The 14,922-nt window shown below is 66.1% G+C and carries 14 protein-coding genes; 6 read left to right on the plus strand and 8 right to left on the minus strand.

Going from position 1 to position 14,922, the window contains the following annotated elements:
- Positions 1-39: 39 nt before the first annotated feature.
- The 3 genes from HLH48_RS08860 to HLH48_RS08870 form a co-directional block, all read right to left on the minus strand.
- The gene (locus tag HLH48_RS08860) at positions 40-1,296 is read right to left on the minus strand and encodes an MFS transporter (RefSeq protein ID WP_246387171.1); all 1,257 of its coding nucleotides are present in this window, start codon (positions 1,294-1,296) and stop codon (positions 40-42) included.
- Between the two features lie 97 nt (positions 1,297-1,393).
- Positions 1,394-1,975, minus strand: a complete 582-nt coding sequence (locus tag HLH48_RS08865; protein WP_182997138.1) for an LOG family protein — start codon at positions 1,973-1,975, stop codon at positions 1,394-1,396.
- Positions 1,976-2,111: 136 nt separating this feature from the next.
- Positions 2,112-2,711: a TetR/AcrR family transcriptional regulator gene (locus tag HLH48_RS08870; protein ID WP_182997139.1), complete on the minus strand. Its 600-nt coding sequence runs from the start codon at positions 2,709-2,711 to the stop codon at positions 2,112-2,114.
- A gap of 90 nt (positions 2,712-2,801) precedes the next feature.
- Between HLH48_RS08870 and HLH48_RS08875 the strand changes: the two genes are divergently transcribed.
- A complete protein-coding gene (locus HLH48_RS08875; RefSeq protein WP_246387172.1) occupies positions 2,802-4,058 on the plus strand; it encodes an FAD-dependent monooxygenase in 1,257 nt (418 codons plus the stop codon).
- Here the strand turns inward: HLH48_RS08875 and HLH48_RS08880 are convergent.
- Positions 4,045-4,485: an ester cyclase gene (locus HLH48_RS08880; RefSeq protein ID WP_182997140.1), complete on the minus strand. Its 441-nt coding sequence runs from the start codon at positions 4,483-4,485 to the stop codon at positions 4,045-4,047. The two genes, HLH48_RS08875 and HLH48_RS08880, sit on opposite strands and share 14 nt — an antisense overlap.
- The gene (locus HLH48_RS08885; protein WP_182997141.1) at positions 4,482-5,111 is read right to left on the minus strand and encodes a DUF2239 family protein; all 630 of its coding nucleotides are present in this window, start codon (positions 5,109-5,111) and stop codon (positions 4,482-4,484) included. The genes HLH48_RS08880 and HLH48_RS08885 overlap by 4 nt, the downstream gene beginning before the upstream one ends.
- 127 nt (positions 5,112-5,238) lie before the next feature.
- Here HLH48_RS08885 and HLH48_RS08890 point away from each other — a divergent pair, with 127 nt between their 5' ends.
- On the plus strand, positions 5,239-5,553 hold the full coding sequence (locus tag HLH48_RS08890; RefSeq protein WP_220795050.1) for a GIY-YIG nuclease family protein: 315 nt from the start codon (positions 5,239-5,241) through the stop codon (positions 5,551-5,553).
- Between the two features lie 96 nt (positions 5,554-5,649).
- Here HLH48_RS08890 and HLH48_RS08895 read toward each other — a convergent pair whose 3' ends face one another.
- Entirely contained in the window at positions 5,650-6,024 is a 375-nt protein-coding gene (locus HLH48_RS08895; protein WP_182997143.1) for an ArsR/SmtB family transcription factor, read from the minus strand.
- Between the two features lie 91 nt (positions 6,025-6,115).
- Between HLH48_RS08895 and HLH48_RS08900 the strand changes: the two genes are divergently transcribed.
- The 3 genes from HLH48_RS08900 to HLH48_RS08910 all read left to right on the plus strand — a co-directional run bounded on the left by HLH48_RS08900 (position 6,116) and on the right by HLH48_RS08910 (position 8,705).
- Positions 6,116-7,210 carry an NADH:flavin oxidoreductase/NADH oxidase gene (locus HLH48_RS08900; RefSeq protein ID WP_182997144.1) on the plus strand — a complete coding sequence of 365 codons (1,095 nt, stop codon included), beginning with the start codon at positions 6,116-6,118 and terminating at the stop codon, positions 7,208-7,210.
- 159 nt (positions 7,211-7,369) lie between these two features.
- On the plus strand, positions 7,370-7,870 hold the full coding sequence (locus HLH48_RS08905; protein WP_246387173.1) for a PadR family transcriptional regulator: 501 nt from the start codon (positions 7,370-7,372) through the stop codon (positions 7,868-7,870).
- Positions 7,871-7,919: 49 nt separating this feature from the next.
- A complete protein-coding gene (locus HLH48_RS08910; protein ID WP_182997146.1) occupies positions 7,920-8,705 on the plus strand; it encodes a siderophore-interacting protein in 786 nt (261 codons plus the stop codon).
- A gap of 55 nt (positions 8,706-8,760) precedes the next feature.
- Here the strand turns inward: HLH48_RS08910 and HLH48_RS08915 are convergent, their stop codons facing one another.
- Positions 8,761-9,927 carry an L-dopachrome tautomerase-related protein gene (locus HLH48_RS08915; RefSeq protein ID WP_182997147.1) on the minus strand — a complete coding sequence of 389 codons (1,167 nt, stop codon included), beginning with the start codon at positions 9,925-9,927 and terminating at the stop codon, positions 8,761-8,763.
- 358 nt (positions 9,928-10,285) lie between these two features.
- Between HLH48_RS08915 and HLH48_RS08920 the strand changes: the two genes are divergently transcribed.
- Positions 10,286-12,595 (plus strand): TonB-dependent receptor, encoded by a 2,310-nt coding sequence (locus HLH48_RS08920; RefSeq protein WP_182997148.1) that lies wholly within the window; start codon positions 10,286-10,288, stop codon positions 12,593-12,595.
- Positions 12,596-12,648: 53 nt separating this feature from the next.
- Here the strand turns inward: HLH48_RS08920 and HLH48_RS08925 are convergent, their stop codons facing one another.
- Complete coding sequence (locus tag HLH48_RS08925; RefSeq protein WP_182997149.1) at positions 12,649-14,901, minus strand: primosomal protein N'; 2,253 nt, start codon at positions 14,899-14,901, stop codon at positions 12,649-12,651.
- Positions 14,902-14,922: the final 21 nt, after the last annotated feature.

Genomic DNA, 14,922 nt, shown 5'->3' on the forward strand with positions numbered 1-14,922 from the left:
AAGGCCGGCATCCGCCGGCCTTCATCCATCCGGATGGAATCAGGTCCGGCGCCGGAACCGGCGCTGCAACTGAAAGAGATGCACCGCCGGCCAGAAGCTGAGAATCGCCGCGACCAGCAGAGACATGCGCAGGGCATCGGCGCCGAAATGCGGCGTCAGCAAATCGCTGATCCATCCGAAGAGCGGCGGGCCCAGTCCGATGCCGATCGCATTGGCCAGGAGCGCGAACAGCCCCGTCGCGGTCGCGCGCTGATGCGGCGGCACCACGCTCGGGATCGCGCCGTAGACCGGGCCGGCGCACAGGGCCGACAGTGTCGCCGTCAGGACCAGCATCGTCAGTGAGAGATCGAGCGAATGCGTCAGCATCTGGACGATCTGGAAGGGCTGGGAGACGAGATAGGCCCAGAAGGCGAACCGCATCGCGCCACCCATGCCGAAACGCGATGCCAGGCGGTCGGCGATCGGCCCGCCGATGAAGGTGCCGACAACGGTGGCGATCCCGATACCGATGCCGAACCACGCGCCGGCCTGTCCCGACGTCAGGCCGAAGGAGCGCATGTAGAAGGACACGCCCCACAGGGTGATGCCGTAATTTACGACCTGGCTGCTGATTCCAAATAGCAGAAGGTCGCGCAGGGGCCTGTTGGCGAGCAGGGCGCGCCATGATTCCCCATCCTGCGTCGCCGGCGGCAGGCGCGGTTCGCGGACGAACAGCAGCATCAGGATCGTCACCGGAATGCCCGCCAGACCGACGGCGGTAAATGTCATGCGCCAGCCGATATGCTCGACGAGATAGCCGCCGCCCGCGAGCCCGACGATATAGCCGAGATACGACACGCCATAGGCGATCGAAAAGGCGGTGCTGCGCTTCTCGGGCGACGAATAGGCAGCGTTCAGGGCGGAGGATGAGGGGGAAAACGCAGCCTGCCCCAGCCCCACGCAGATACGGGTGGTCGCCATGCTGGCGATGCCGTGCGTGCGCCCCATCAGGACGGTCGCGACACTCCACAGCGCGATGCCGAATGTCGCCATGCGCGCGGCGAACCCCCGATCGGAAATCAGGGCGAACGGCACGATCATCACGCCATAGAGCAGCGCAAACGCGGTGCCGCCCAGAAGCCCGACCATGGCATCCGAGAGATGAAGGTCATGCTTGATCGCGTCGTTCGCCGTCGAGAACACGAACCGGTCGATGAAGTCGAGCATGCCCGCCACGCCCAGCAGCAGGATGACCGTGGGCGACCAGCCGCGCTTGCCCGGACCGTCGATGCGCCCATCGGGTGGCGTTTCGCTCATGCGCGTCGCACCTGCGTGGCCTGCGAGCGTGTGTGGAATATCATGAATCGCGTCCATTTTCATTGCCTGTCCGCAACCCGTAGCACATTCCCGTGGGTTACGGCCCAGCCGCCCCCTGCGTCCGCCATTTCTGGGCAGGAGGCCGGTAGCATGCGAAGCGTTCCAGCAGCGTATCGGGGGCGGGGGTACAGACCAGCATCTCCGCATACGCCCGCTTCAGAAAGCCCGCGGATACGGCGTGCTCGATCATTTCAAGAAGCGGGTCAAAATAGCCGGCGACGTTGAGAAAGCCGCACGGTTTCTGGTGAATCCCCAATTGTGCCCATGTCCATTGTTCGAAAATCTCTTCCAGGGTTCCCGCGCCGCCCGGCAGGGTCACAAACCCCGAAGCCAGTTCGGCCATTCGGGTCTTTCGCGCATGCATATCCGGCACGATGTCCAGACGTGTCAGGCCCGTATGGGCAATTTCCTGCTCCACCAGCGCGATCGGCATGACACCCGTCACGTCTCCTCCCGCGGCGAGGGCGCCGTCTGCCACGGCACCCATCAGGCCGACCCTGCCACCGCCATAGACGAGGCCAATCCCCCGCCGGGCTGCCAGTTGCCCGAAAGCGTGGGCCGCATCCCGATAGGCGGGACGATCTCCCGACGCCGAGCCACAGAAGACTGCGAGTTTCATATCCGGATCGATCCTTCGTGCGTCAGGTGAGGTTTCGCGCGGTCGCCCGCCGAAACGACAGGAGGGTGCCCAATTCCCGCATTTTTCGAGATCTTGCACAACGCCGATGGTGCAAGCCTCGGCATGCGATGCGTCGTCATGTCGGGGCAGGGGGACCGCCCCGGCGCACCAGGGGCAGAAAGATGCCGTCGACGATCTCGCGGATCGCCTCGTCGGACAAAGGCTGGAACGTCATCAGCATCTCGTGGCGCACGAGATCGAGCGGAAGCGAGGCGATCCGTGGGGTGAGGCGACCCGGATCGATCTCACCCCGTGCGATGGCGCGCCCGATGACGGCATGGAACTGACTGCCGTCCACGATGCGGGCCCTGATGTCGGCAAAGCTCGATCGTTCGGCCACGAGATCCTTCTGCATGTCGAAGAGCAGTTGCAGGTTCCCGCCCCCGGCACGGTCCGACATGGTCCGAAGCAGAAGACACAATTCGTCGCGCAGGCTGCCCAAATCCGGAATGACGATGTTCGCCCGCGCGAGTTGCTGCGCGAGCGCGGCGGTCGCGAGCGCAGTACGGCTGGGCCAGCGCCGGTGCAGCACCGGGCGACTGGTCCCCGCGCGGCGCGCGACGTTCTCCATCGTCAGCCCGGTGTACCCGCGCTCCGCCAGTTCCGCCCTGGCCGCCTCCAGGATCGCCTCTTCCAGCGCCGAACCGCGCCGGCGTGTCCGCCCGCGGACTCTCATGACATCCAATTAAGATACATCGTGAATCTTATTGCCTTTCAGCGCCCGCCATATAAGATGCGCGAGGAATCTTATATAGGGATACACGTCATGAGCAAAACAGAGGTTCCTCCCCGTCGCCGGTCCGTCCTCGTCTCTGGCGCCAGCATCGCGGGACCGGCGCTTGCCTATTGGCTCGACCGTCACGGGTTCGCTGTGACGGTGGTCGAGCGGGCACCGACGATCCGCACCGGCGGCTACCCGATCGATGTGCGCGGCACGGCAATCGACGTGGTCGAGCGCATGGGCCTGCTGCCGCAGATCCGCGCGGCGCATATAGCCTCCCGCGCGATGAATTTCGTGGACGGGCAGGGCCGGGTCATCGGCAGCGTCCCGATCTACGAGGCGATCGGTAGCGATAGCGCGCGCGATGTCGAACTTCCACGCGGCACTCTGGCAAGTCTGCTTCACGACGCGACGCGAAACGGCACTATCGCCTATCGTTTCAACGACTCGATCGACAGCCTGCATGATGACGGCCAGGGTATCGATGTCGGCTTCGCCAGCGGCCGGCGGGCGCGGTACGATGTCGTCATCGGCGCGGACGGGCTCCATTCGCGGACGCGCCGGCTGGTCGTCGGTCCCGAGGACACCTTCACCCATTCGCTCGGTTTCTGCTTTTCGCTCTTTTCCATGCCAAACGACCGGGGCCTGTCGCATGGCGGGATCGTCCATGCCGAGGCGGGACGCATCTCCGGGATCTGGGCAGTGCAGGACAGCCCGCGGGTTTTCGGCTTCCTCGCTTTCGCGACGGACGACGCGCCGGCCGCCATCAGCCGCGACGTGGCGGAGCAGATCAGGCGCACGCGGGCCGCATTCGCCGGCATGGGCTGGGAGGTTCCGCGCCTGCTCGATGCGATGGCGGCGGCCGACGACCTGTATTTCGATTCCGTCTGCCAGATCCGCATGCCGTGCTGGTCGAAAGGCCGCGTCGCGCTGGTGGGCGACGCGGCATTCGCCCCCTCGTTCCGCTCGGGGCAGGGGACCAGCCTGGCCCTCGTCGGCGCCTACATCCTGGCGGGCGAACTGGCCACGCATGACGATCCGCAAGACGCCTTCGCCGCCTATGAGCGTGTCGCGCGGCCGTTTGTCGAGGCCAACCAGGCGCTGGCGACCGGCGACAATGGTGCGTTCTTCCTGCCCCGGACGCAGAAAGATATCCAGGCGCGCGACCGCGTGCTTGCTGAAATCGCGCGAAACGGACCGACCGGCATGTTCGACGCCAGCAAGCAGGCGGTGCATGCTTCGCTGCGCCTGCCGGACTATGCATCCGTTTTGCCTGCTCTCCCCTCCGTCAGTCCGGGATGACCCGATTGCGCTGGAGTTGCTGATAGACCCCGAGCCGATCGGCAATCTGCCAATGTCCGGTCAGCCGTTCCTCGCGATCGAACGTATAGACGGTCGCGCCCGACATCCGGATCGTCCTGCCCGTCGGCGGGAAATCCGCCACCGCGCCGAGATGGGTCGCCTTCCACAGCCACGTCATGGCAACGCCGTCACCATCGGCGAGCAGGGCCTGGATCTCGAAGGCCTGATCGGGAAACGCTGCCCGTAGCGTTTGAATGCGTTGCCTGAAGGCGCTGCGATCCAGCGCCTTGCCCTCCCACGGATCGCCTGGGTCGTGACGGATCGTGTATGTATCCGCGAGATAGGCGTCGACGGCGGCGACGTCGCCGTCATTCCAGACGCTCCGAATGAAGGATGCCAGACGCCGCTTGCGCCGGGTGTCCGTCACGACCCGGTCTTCTGCGCGGGGAGCGGGCGTGCCAGCATCAGGGCATGGGCTTTCACGTCGGCCGGCCAGTCGCGCATATGACCGGCGAAGGCGGAATCGTCACCGGAGAACAGCGCGCGCGTCGCCTCCTCGAAGCCGGGCAGGTTGCCGGCCAGAGCCGACAGGAAACGATAGGTTCTTTCCCTGGCGTCCCGTATCCCGGTTTGCCCGCCATCCGAACGGCGGGCCTGATCGACAAGCCGGCGCAGCATTTGCGACGCACCGCCGGGCTGGGCGGCAAGCCATTCCCAATGGCGTGGCAGCAGCGTGACCTCGCGCGCGACGACCCCGAGCTTCGGACGGCCGCGGCCGGTATGCGACACGTCGCCGGTCGGCTGGCGCCGGGCTTTGCCGGCATGGGCCACGGCTTTGCCCTGTATCGTCAGTCGCGCGACAATGTCGGCGGTGCTGCCGCGAAGGTCGAGGTCCACGACGCCGCCCGTGGCGTCGTCGAATACGAGGACAGCGTCACCGACCATCGCGGGGTCCACTTCCTTGACCGCAAGGGCGACGTCGATCAGCGCGCCGCCGGCAAGCTTTCGGGTGCCTGTAAACGCAGTGCAGGGCTTTGAGAGATAATCTGACATGGCAAAAATATACCCGGGTTAAATTTATCGTGTCAATATGCCCGGGTGATATTGTGCGTAAGATGCTGCGTACCTATGCTCGCCTCTGATGGTGGAGAAGGCGCGCATGCAACGAGACGAGAGAAAGGTGGCGATCGTCGCCTACAAGGAGCGCAGAATCGAGAGCGGCGTCTATGCTGTCCGGTGCATGGCTTCGGGGGAAACATGGGTAGGCGGCGCGCCGGACCTTCGCACGATCCAGAATCGGATCTGGTTCACGCTTCGTCATCGAAGCCATCCCACTCCGTCGCTCCAGCAGGCGTGGCATCTTCACGGGGCCGACGGCCTTTGCTTCGAGGTGATCGAACGCCTGAAAGACGATGAGAGTCCGGCCGACAGGGATCGTGCTTTGAAAGATCTCGTTGTGCGATGGGCGGACAGGCTTCGCGCCCGGCGCATCTGACCGCGAGGCCGTTCAGGGCGCGATAGGGCCATATGTGTGACCCTGCCCCGAACATGCCCTCGGTTTTAAGTCAGGATCCGAAGCCCCGCGTTCGGATCAGGAATCCGCACCGCCTGCATGGCATGCAGGGTCCATTATGGCTGGGGTGGCAGGGCGCCCCGTTTCGCCCAGGATCGCGGCCATCAGGCCGGGGAAGCGCCGGTCCAGCGCGTCGCGGCGCAGGCTGTTCCGATGTTCCACGCCCTGGGTGGTGGTGTGCAGCACCCCGGCGGCGCGCAGGATGCGGAAATGATGCGACATGCTCGATTTCGGCCGGTCGAAGCTCAGGTCGCCGCAATTCAGGGGGCAGGCGCTGGCGGCGAGGGACCGGACGATCCGCAGGCGGTAGGGATCGGACAGCGCATGAAAGATCGCCTCCAGGGATAATGTCGCTTCATCGGGATGAGAAATGCCGCTTTCGTCTCTCGCCATGGCGCCTACTCTACCCCATAATCCCATTTGTTCGATAGACATGGAACTAACGCTTTCCCCATCGGGAGGGCGGCGAGAGAAGGAATACGGCATGGCTCACCTCTTTACGCCCTACACGCTGGGCGACGTGACGTTGCGCAACCGGATCGCGGTATCGCCCATGTGCCAGTATATGGCCGAAGACGGCGTGGTGAACGCGTGGCATCATGGGCATCTGGGTACGCTGGCGCGGGGCGGCGCGGGGCTGGTGGTGGTCGAGGCCTCGGCGGTTTCGCCCGAGGGCCGGATCACGCCCGGCGATGTCGGCATCTGGCGTGACGACCAGGCCGAGGCCCTGGCGCCCATCGCGCGTGCGATCGAAGCAGCCGGGTCGGTTCCGGGTATCCAGATCGCCCATGCCGGGCGCAAGGCCAGCGCCAACCGGCCCTGGGAAGGCGACGATCACCTGCCGGACTCCGACCCGCGCGCCTGGCAGCCGATCGCGCCGTCGGCGGTGGCCTTCGGCGGAAACCTGTCCCGCCCGCCGCGCGAGATGTCGCTCGCGGATATCGAGCGGGTGCGGCAGGATTTCGTCTCCGCGGCGATTCGCGCGCGCGCGGCCGGGTTCAAATGGCTGATGCTGCATTTCGCGCATGGCTATCTGGCGCAGAGCTTCTTTTCTCCCTTCGCCAATCAACGGACGGACGTCTATGGCGGTTCCGCCGAAAACCGCGCGCGTTTCCTGATCGAGACCCTACGTGCGGTACGGGCGGTCTGGCCGGAGAACCTGCCGTTGTCGATCCGGCTGGGCGTCGTCGAATTTGCCGGCGATGACGCGGCAATGCTGGCCGAGGCCCTCGCCATGCTCCGGATCATGAAACAGGACGGGCTGGGTTTCGTGGACGTATCGATGGGCTTCAATACGCCGACGGCACGGATACCGTGGGGGCCCGGCTTCCTGGGTGCGATCGCCGGCCAGGTACGGCGCGAGACGGGGCTGCCTACGGCGACAAGCTGGAACGCCGCCAGCGCGCCGCAGCTTGCCGACGCGATCGTGCGCCAGGGTGAAGTGGATCTCGTCATGGTCGGGCGTCCGTTGCTGGCCGATCCGCACTGGCCCTATGCGGCCGCGAAGGCGCTGGGCCGCGAGGATGCCGCCGCGGTGCTGCCGCCGCCCTACGCCCACTGGCTGGCACGATACCGCTGAAATCACCGATTCCAGTGGATGGGACCGAATAAAAAATACATCCCGATATATCTTGATATCCGATATATCGGGATGTATATCGGAGCCATGAGACACAGATACAGACATGAAGGCGGCCGTGACCGCCGATTTTTTTCCGCCGAGGGACCGCCCGGGTTCATGGGACATGGCCGGCATGGTGGCGGGCGGGGCGGCCGGAACCGGCTGCTGGATTATGGCGAGATGCGCCTGCTGGTCCTGAGCCTGATCGCCGGGAAGCCGACCTATGGCTACGAACTGATCCGTATGATCGAGGAGCGGTTCGGCGGCAGCTACACGCCCAGCCCCGGCGTGATCTACCCGACGCTCACCTGGCTGGATGAAGCGGGCTATGTCCGCCTGGCCGACGCCGATGGGCGCAAGAGCTATCACATCATGCCTGAGGGCGAAGCGTTCCTGGCATCGAACCGCGCGGCGCTGGACGAAATTCTCGCCCGCTCGGCGACAGCGGGCGCGGAGGGCGGCGGGCGCCGCAACATTCCCGTGCCGCTGATGCGCGCCATGGAGAATCTGAGGACGGCCCTGCGTCTTCGCCTGCGCAATGGTGGGCTCGACCCGGTGACGGAACAGAAGATCACCGACCTGCTGGACGCCGCCGCCCGCGAGATCGCGCAGGCCTGAAGGCGGCGGCCGCGCCACCGGTTACTTTTTCGGATAGAGGATTCAAGAGATGAGTATGCTCGACTCTCTGCTCGGTCGCGGGGCTGGTCCTGCGATCCAGCGGGTTCGTCATGAATTGCGACGGCGCACCCTCGATGTCGCGGCCGTGGAGCGGCTGACCCCGCACATGATCCGGGTGACGCTGACCGGCGCCGAACTGGCCGGGTTCGTCAGCGCCTCGCCCGACGATCATATCAAGGTCTTCGTTCCCGGTCTGGATGGCGAAGTGACGCGGCGGGACTACACGCCGCGCCGTCATGACCCGGATGGCGGGACCCTGGTCCTGGATTTCGTGAGTCATGATGGCGGCCCTGCCGTCGCCTGGGCGCGCGCTGCCCGGGTCGGGGACCGGCTGGAGATCGCCGGCCCGCGCGGCTCGCGGGTCGTGACGGGCCCGGTCGATCGCTGGCTGTTGATCGGGGACGAAACGGCGCTGCCCGCCATCGGCCGGCGGGTCGAGGAGCTTTCGGCCCGGGACCGGGTGACGAGCGTGGTGGCGGTCGCGGGCGCGGATGACGAGCAGGTTTTCGCGACGACCGCCCGGCACGAAGCGCACTGGGTCCATCGCCCGATGGAAGAGGCCGATCAGGCGCGCGGCATTCTGGACGTGCTGGCCGCGATCGATATTCCCGACCGCACCTTCGTCTGGGTCGGGGCCGAGGCTGCCGTGGCGAAGGCGGTGCGCCGCTACCTGCTGGACAATCGCGGGATCGCCGCGCAGTGGATCATGGCATCGGGCTACTGGGTCATGGGCACCGCCGACGCGGATGTGCAGCATGTCGGCGAGGACGCCTGAGAGGCTTTTCGGCGATGCGCGCGGCGGCGAGCCGACGCTCCGACCGCAGGTGCCCTTACGACTGGTCTTCGCGGATGGGCGGCGCGATCGGCGCGCGCACCAGCAGATAGGGCGGCTGGCGCAGATCCTTGCCGCCATTGAAGCCCGCCAGGCGGTTCCACTGGCCCAGCGTGCAGTAGACATGGGTAAGGGTGGCGAAAATACCGTCCGGCCAGACGATGCGGGGGTCGCGGACCACGACGTCGATCGTGCCGTCTTCCGGTCGCCAGCGCATGATCGCATCATGCTCGCCCGCGGTCAGATAGATCCGGCCTCGCGCGTCGGTGGCCAGTCCGTCGGTCATGACTTTTTCGCCGTGATCCCTGACCCCGGCGGCGAGCTGTGCGTCGGTCGCGTCGAAATCCGACAGCAGCGCCGTGGGGATGCTGTAGAGGCGGCGGCTGGTCAGCGGCGAATAATACAGAATCGTGCTGTCCGGGCTGAGGGTGATGCTGTCCACGCCGCCGATCGGGAAGGTCGGGTGCCTGGGGTCGTAGCGCAGCGGGCGGCCCTCAAGCACGGTCAGGAACCCTTTCTCGGCCTGGACCGAAGGATGATCGGCCAGGACGCGGCGCTGGCGGCCCGTGGCGATATCGACCACGACCAGCGCGGGCGCGGTGCCGAAGGAGGAATCCGCGACATAGGCCGTGCCGAGCGCCCCGTGGGTCAGGTCGACGCGCAGATCGTTCATGTGGCTGTCGGGCCGCATGGTGGGCGGGACCAGCACGATGCTGGCGATCAGCCGGTCGGTCGCGGGGTCGATGCCGATCACTTTCGCCGCTCCGGGCGCGATGGGCTGCCCGACGATCTTGCCGTCATCGATGGCCCAGAGCCGCCCCCTGCTGTCCGTGGTCATGCCGTGGATCGAGACCAGCCGGTGGTCCGGCGAGGCGGATGACGGCAGGCTGAGCGCCTTGTCGGGATAGGGAACCAGCACATCACCCTTCAGTTCGGCCAGCGTCGCCTTGCTGTGGTTTTCGGCGTGGCGGGGAAAGCCGATGAAGATGCGATGATCCGGCGTGACGGCGATCCCGGACGGGCCGGGGCCATAGAATTCGGCGACGATGTCCAGCGATCCGGCCGGGGCCGTGTCGCCCGAGACCGTGCCGGCGCGCCCCGGGGCGGGCAGGACGGGCAGGAGGCTGGCACCAGCGGCGGCGGCGAGCAGGTCGCGACGATTCAATGGTCAGTTCTCCCTTGCGCGGGTTCGGGGCGACGCGTGCCGGATAATATCCTTTACCTCATAAGGTCATGGATCGATCGCGCCGAATGAAATGGTTTTTATGATGAGTCTGTCTTCCGTGGACCTCACCGATTGGGCGGGGAGCAGCGTCCACAGCGGGGCGACGTCGCGCCACGACGGATCGCCATGCCATATTTTATTTGCGAATGAGTATCAATATCGATATATGCAAGGTGTCCCATATGTCGAAATGAAACAGGATGCCATGAGCCGTTTTATCAGCCGTTGCCTTCAACCCCTGCCGGTGATGACCGGGCTAGTCCTTGCCGCCTCGGCCGCCCAGGCTGCGACAGTCGATATGACGACTGATTCTCACCGAAAACACGAGCGCACCGACGATCGGAAACGCCAGAAGGACGCCCCGCGCGCGGACGGTGCGAAACCGACGGTGGCCGGCGACACGCTCGCCGACGGAGGTGGCGCTGCGGAGACGGTGACGGTCGTCGGCCATGGCTTCAACACGCTTCATGAACCGAGCGGCCTGTCGCGGATGCCGCAGGATGTGCTGCACACCCCGCAGCAGATCAACGTCGTCCCGCAGGCATTGATGAAACAGCAGAATGTCAAATCGCTCGACGAGGCCCTGCGCAACGTCCCCGGCGTCACGTCCTCGATCGGTGAAGGCGCCGGCGGCATGAACGGCGACCAGTTCCTGATCCGGGGATTCCAGGCGCAGAACGACATCTATGAAGACGGGCTGCGTGATTTCGGGGTTTATAGCCGGGACGCCTTCAACCTGGAGACGATTTCGGTCATCAAGGGGCCGTCGTCCGAAGTATTTGGAAACGGCACGACGGGCGGCGCGATCAATATGAAGAGCAAGACGCCCGGCCTGACCGACCGCTATGCCGCCGATTTCAGCGGCGGATCGGGGTCCTATTATCGTGGTACGCTCGATTTCAACAAGCGGCTCGACAGCACCACGGCCATCCGTATCGCCGGCATGGGGAACGAGAACGCCATCGTCGGCCGAGACTTTCTTTATTCGCATCGCTGGGGAATCGCGCCGTCGATCGCCTTCGGGCTTGGCCGGCGTACGACGCTGATCTTGCAGTACATGCACCAGCAGGAAAATTCGATCCCCGATTTCGGTGTCCCCGTCGTCAAAAAGCCTGGCGCCCCCTATGGAGAACCGATCACCGAATACGGGATTCGCCGCACCAATTTCTACGGCACGAACAATGACCAGAACGCAACCAACGACAATATGGAAACCGCGCGCTTTTCCTTCAGACTGAACAGGCACATCACCTTTTACGATGATCTGCGCGGTGGCGAATATTATCGTACCTTCGCGGCATCGAAGGCGACATGCGATGCGACCTGCGTCAATACGTATTTTCTGGGCAATCCCGATGCGGCCCTGGTCGCCCGGTCCGGCCCGGTCGGTGCCGGCAAGGGGGTGGGGCCGGGCACCTACATGGCGCCGCTGCCCTATCAGCAGAGAAGCTGGTCGGTGCAGAATGTCGGCTCCATGGTCGCCGACTTCGATACCGGCTTCCTGAAACATCAGGTCGTGGCCGGGTTCGATATCGAGCGCGTGAACGACGTGCGCGCGCAATCGACCTATCTGAAGGCGAAACCCTACGCCAATCTGGTCAATCCCGATCCGTATGTCGGCAATCTCGACCTCGTGCCGGGCGAGGCCAACCCGGGTGGCCTGGTCACGCTGGGCAGCCTGGGGGCCAAGCCACACAGCAACGGGTATGGATTCGATACCGGGCTGTTCTTCTTCGACCAGATCTGGTTCACGAAATGGCTTTCGGTCAAGGGCGGTTTCCGCTGGGATCGCTGGCAGACCAGCTACAATCTGACCGGCGGCAATATCGCGAAAAATCCCGATATCCACTTCCATGATGTCAGCAGCGTCTTCAACCCCAATGTCAGCCTGGTGCTGACGCCGGACGCCCACCAGACCTATTATTTCACCTGGGCTAACTCGACGACGCCGATGGGCATGTATGTCACCAACGGCTCGGTGCCGATCCGCCCGGGCACCAATTCCTACGCCAGCCCGGAAAAGGCCAATCTGTACGAAGTCGGAGCGAAATACAGTGCCTTCCATGACCGGATCGGCTTCACGGCGTCCCTGTTCCGGCTGGAAAAGGGCAATGCGCTGAATGCCGACCCGGTGACGGGCGAGATCCTGGGCAGTTCGGACCAGCAGCGCAACCAGGGGCTGGAACTCTCCGTGGGCGGCATGATCATGCGAGGGTGGAATATCAGCGCGACCTACGCCCTGTATGACAGCGACACGACCGCATCAGGCACCGCGGCCAATCGCGGCAGGCAGGTGCAATATGTGCCGCATAATCAAGCAACGCTGTGGTCCGTGTATGAAGCCTTTCCGGCGAAGCCGTATAATATCGCCTTCGGCGGCGGTTTGACCTGGCGCCAGCATGTGTGGCTGGACGCGGCCAACACGATGCGCGCACCGGCCAACCTCGATTTCGACGCCGTCCTGTCGCATCGCCTCAACGAGCACTGGAAGATCGCGATGAACGGCTACAATCTGGCCAACAGGCTGAATTATCAGAGCCTGTTCTCCAATCGCGCGACACCGACGGCGGGCCGGACCTTCATGGGGCAGATCAGCTTCACATATTGAGGCGGCGCGCATTCGCAAAAAAGGCTTCCGGCGATAAAAACGGAGCCCGATACCTACAGAAACGAAACCGGATCGATATCGACATCGATCCGCGCGCCGCGTTCCGGCGTCACGCGCTCCAGCCATTGCCGCACGATCGGTTGCAGCGCGATCTCGCGCCGCGCGCGCAGCAGCAGCCGCCTGCGATGGCGGCCGCGCAGGATGGCCAGGGGCGCGGGCGCGGGGCCCAGGACCTGCATGCCGTCGCCGCGCGGAGCGGTGGCCCCCAGGGCGCGGGCGGTGGCGTCGGCGGCCTCGGGCGTGTCGGCGCTGACGATCAGCGCCGCCAGCCGACCGAAGGGGGGCCAGAAGCCGGGGCGGCGCTGTTCGGCCTCCTGATGCATGAAACTGGCGAAATCGCCCGAAACCAGGGCCTGCATCACCGGGTGCTCGGCACAGTAGCTTTGCAGCAGGACCGTGCCCGGTGCCTCGGCGCGGCCGGCGCGGCCGGCGACCTGGTGCAGCAATTGCACGGTGCGTTCCGCCGCCCGCAGGTCGCCGCCGCCCAGCCCGAGATCGGCATCGACCACGCCAACCAGCGTCAGGTGCGGAAAATGCCAGCCCTTGGCCACGATCTGGGTGCCGATCACAAGATCGACCTCGCGCCGGGCGATGCGCGCCACCGCGTCGGCGGTGGCGGCGGGGCCGGGCAGCGTGTCGCTGGCCATCACCAGCAGCCGGGCGTCGGGGAAGGTGGCGCGGGCTTCCTCGGTAATGCGTTCCACGCCGGGGCCGATCGGGGTCAGGCTGGCTTCGGCATGGCAGGAGGGGCAGGTGGGGGGCGTGGGTTCCTGATAGCCGCAATGGTGGCAGGTGATGACCCGGCGCGCGCGGTGTTCCACCAGCCAGGCGGTGCAGTTGGGGCATTGCAGGCGGTGGCCGCAGGTGCGGCACAACGTCAGCGGCGCATAGCCGCGGCGGTTGAGGAACAGCATCGCCTGTTCGCCGCGCGCCATGGTCGCCTGTATCGCCTCGGTCAGCACCGGCGACAGGAACAGCCCGCGCTCGGGCGGGTGGGCGCGCATGTCGATGGTGCGGACGTCGGGCATCGCGGCGCCCCCGTGCCGCGCGGTCAGCGCCAGGTGGCGGTAGCGGCCGGCCCCGACATTGGCCAAGGTTTCCAGGCTGGGGGTGGCGGAGACCAGGATGATCGGGGCATGGTCCAGGCGCGCCCGCACCACCGCCATGTCGCGCGCATGGTAGGTCACGCCGTCTTCCTGCTTGAAGGCGCTCTCATGCTCTTCGTCGACGATGATCAGGCCCAGCTCCGCAAAGGGCAGGAACAGGGCGGAACGCGCGCCGACCACCACGCGCGCGCTGCCCTCGGCCACCGCATGCCAGGTGACGCGGCGCAGGCGGGGGCCCAGGTCGGAATGCCATAGCGCCGGTTCGGTGCCGAAGCGACGGGCGAAACGGCCGGTCCATTGTGCCGACAGGGCGATTTCCGGCAACAGCACCAGCACCTGCCGGCCGCGTTCCAGGCAGGCGGCGATGGCTTCCAGATAGATCTCGGTCTTGCCCGACCCGGTGACGCCTTCCAGCAACGTGACGGAAAAACCGCCGGCCCCCGCCAGGGTACGCAGGCTCCGCGCCGCCTCGCCCTGGCCGTCCCCCAGGGTCGGCGGGCAATAAGTGGGGTCGGGGGCGGCAAAGGGGGGGGGCGGCCGCAGCACGACGGCGCGCAGGGCGCCGGCATCGGCCAGTCCGCGCACGACGCCCGTTCGCACGCCGGCGCGGCGCGCCAGTTCGGCGGCGGGCAGGGGGCCGTCGCTGGAGGCGATGTCCAGCACCCGGCGGCGGGCGGGGGTGTCGCGCAGGTCGGTCGGTGGGGTGGCAATGGCCCAGCAGGTCGCGGGCGCGGTGGGGGCGGTGGTCGCCGTCCGCAGCGCCATCGCCAGGACCAGGCCCGGCGGCGAGAGCGTATAGGCCGCGACCCAGTCGACGAAGCGGCGCAGCGCGGCGGGCAGGGGGGGCTGGTCCAGCCGCGCGATCACCGGCTTCAGCCGTCCATCGCTCACCGGCTTCATCGGCGGTGGCATGAATTCGGGCGGCAGGGTCGGGGCTTGGTCCCACACGACCCCGGTTTCGGTCCGGCGGCCCAGCGGCACGCTGACGATGTCGCCGGGTTGCAGATCGGCCAGCGTGGGCGGCACGGCATAGTCGAACGGGCCGGGAAAGGGCAACGGCAGCAGCACGGCGGCGCGCGGCCGGCCGGTGCTTTCCGGCTTCCGCGCCGAGGGGCGTTTGTCTAGACTCGCATGTGCCATGAGGTTTTTTATCGCTCCGGC

This window comes from Gluconacetobacter sacchari, assembly GCF_014174255.1.
Lineage (GTDB): Bacteria > Pseudomonadota > Alphaproteobacteria > Acetobacterales > Acetobacteraceae > Gluconacetobacter > Gluconacetobacter sacchari.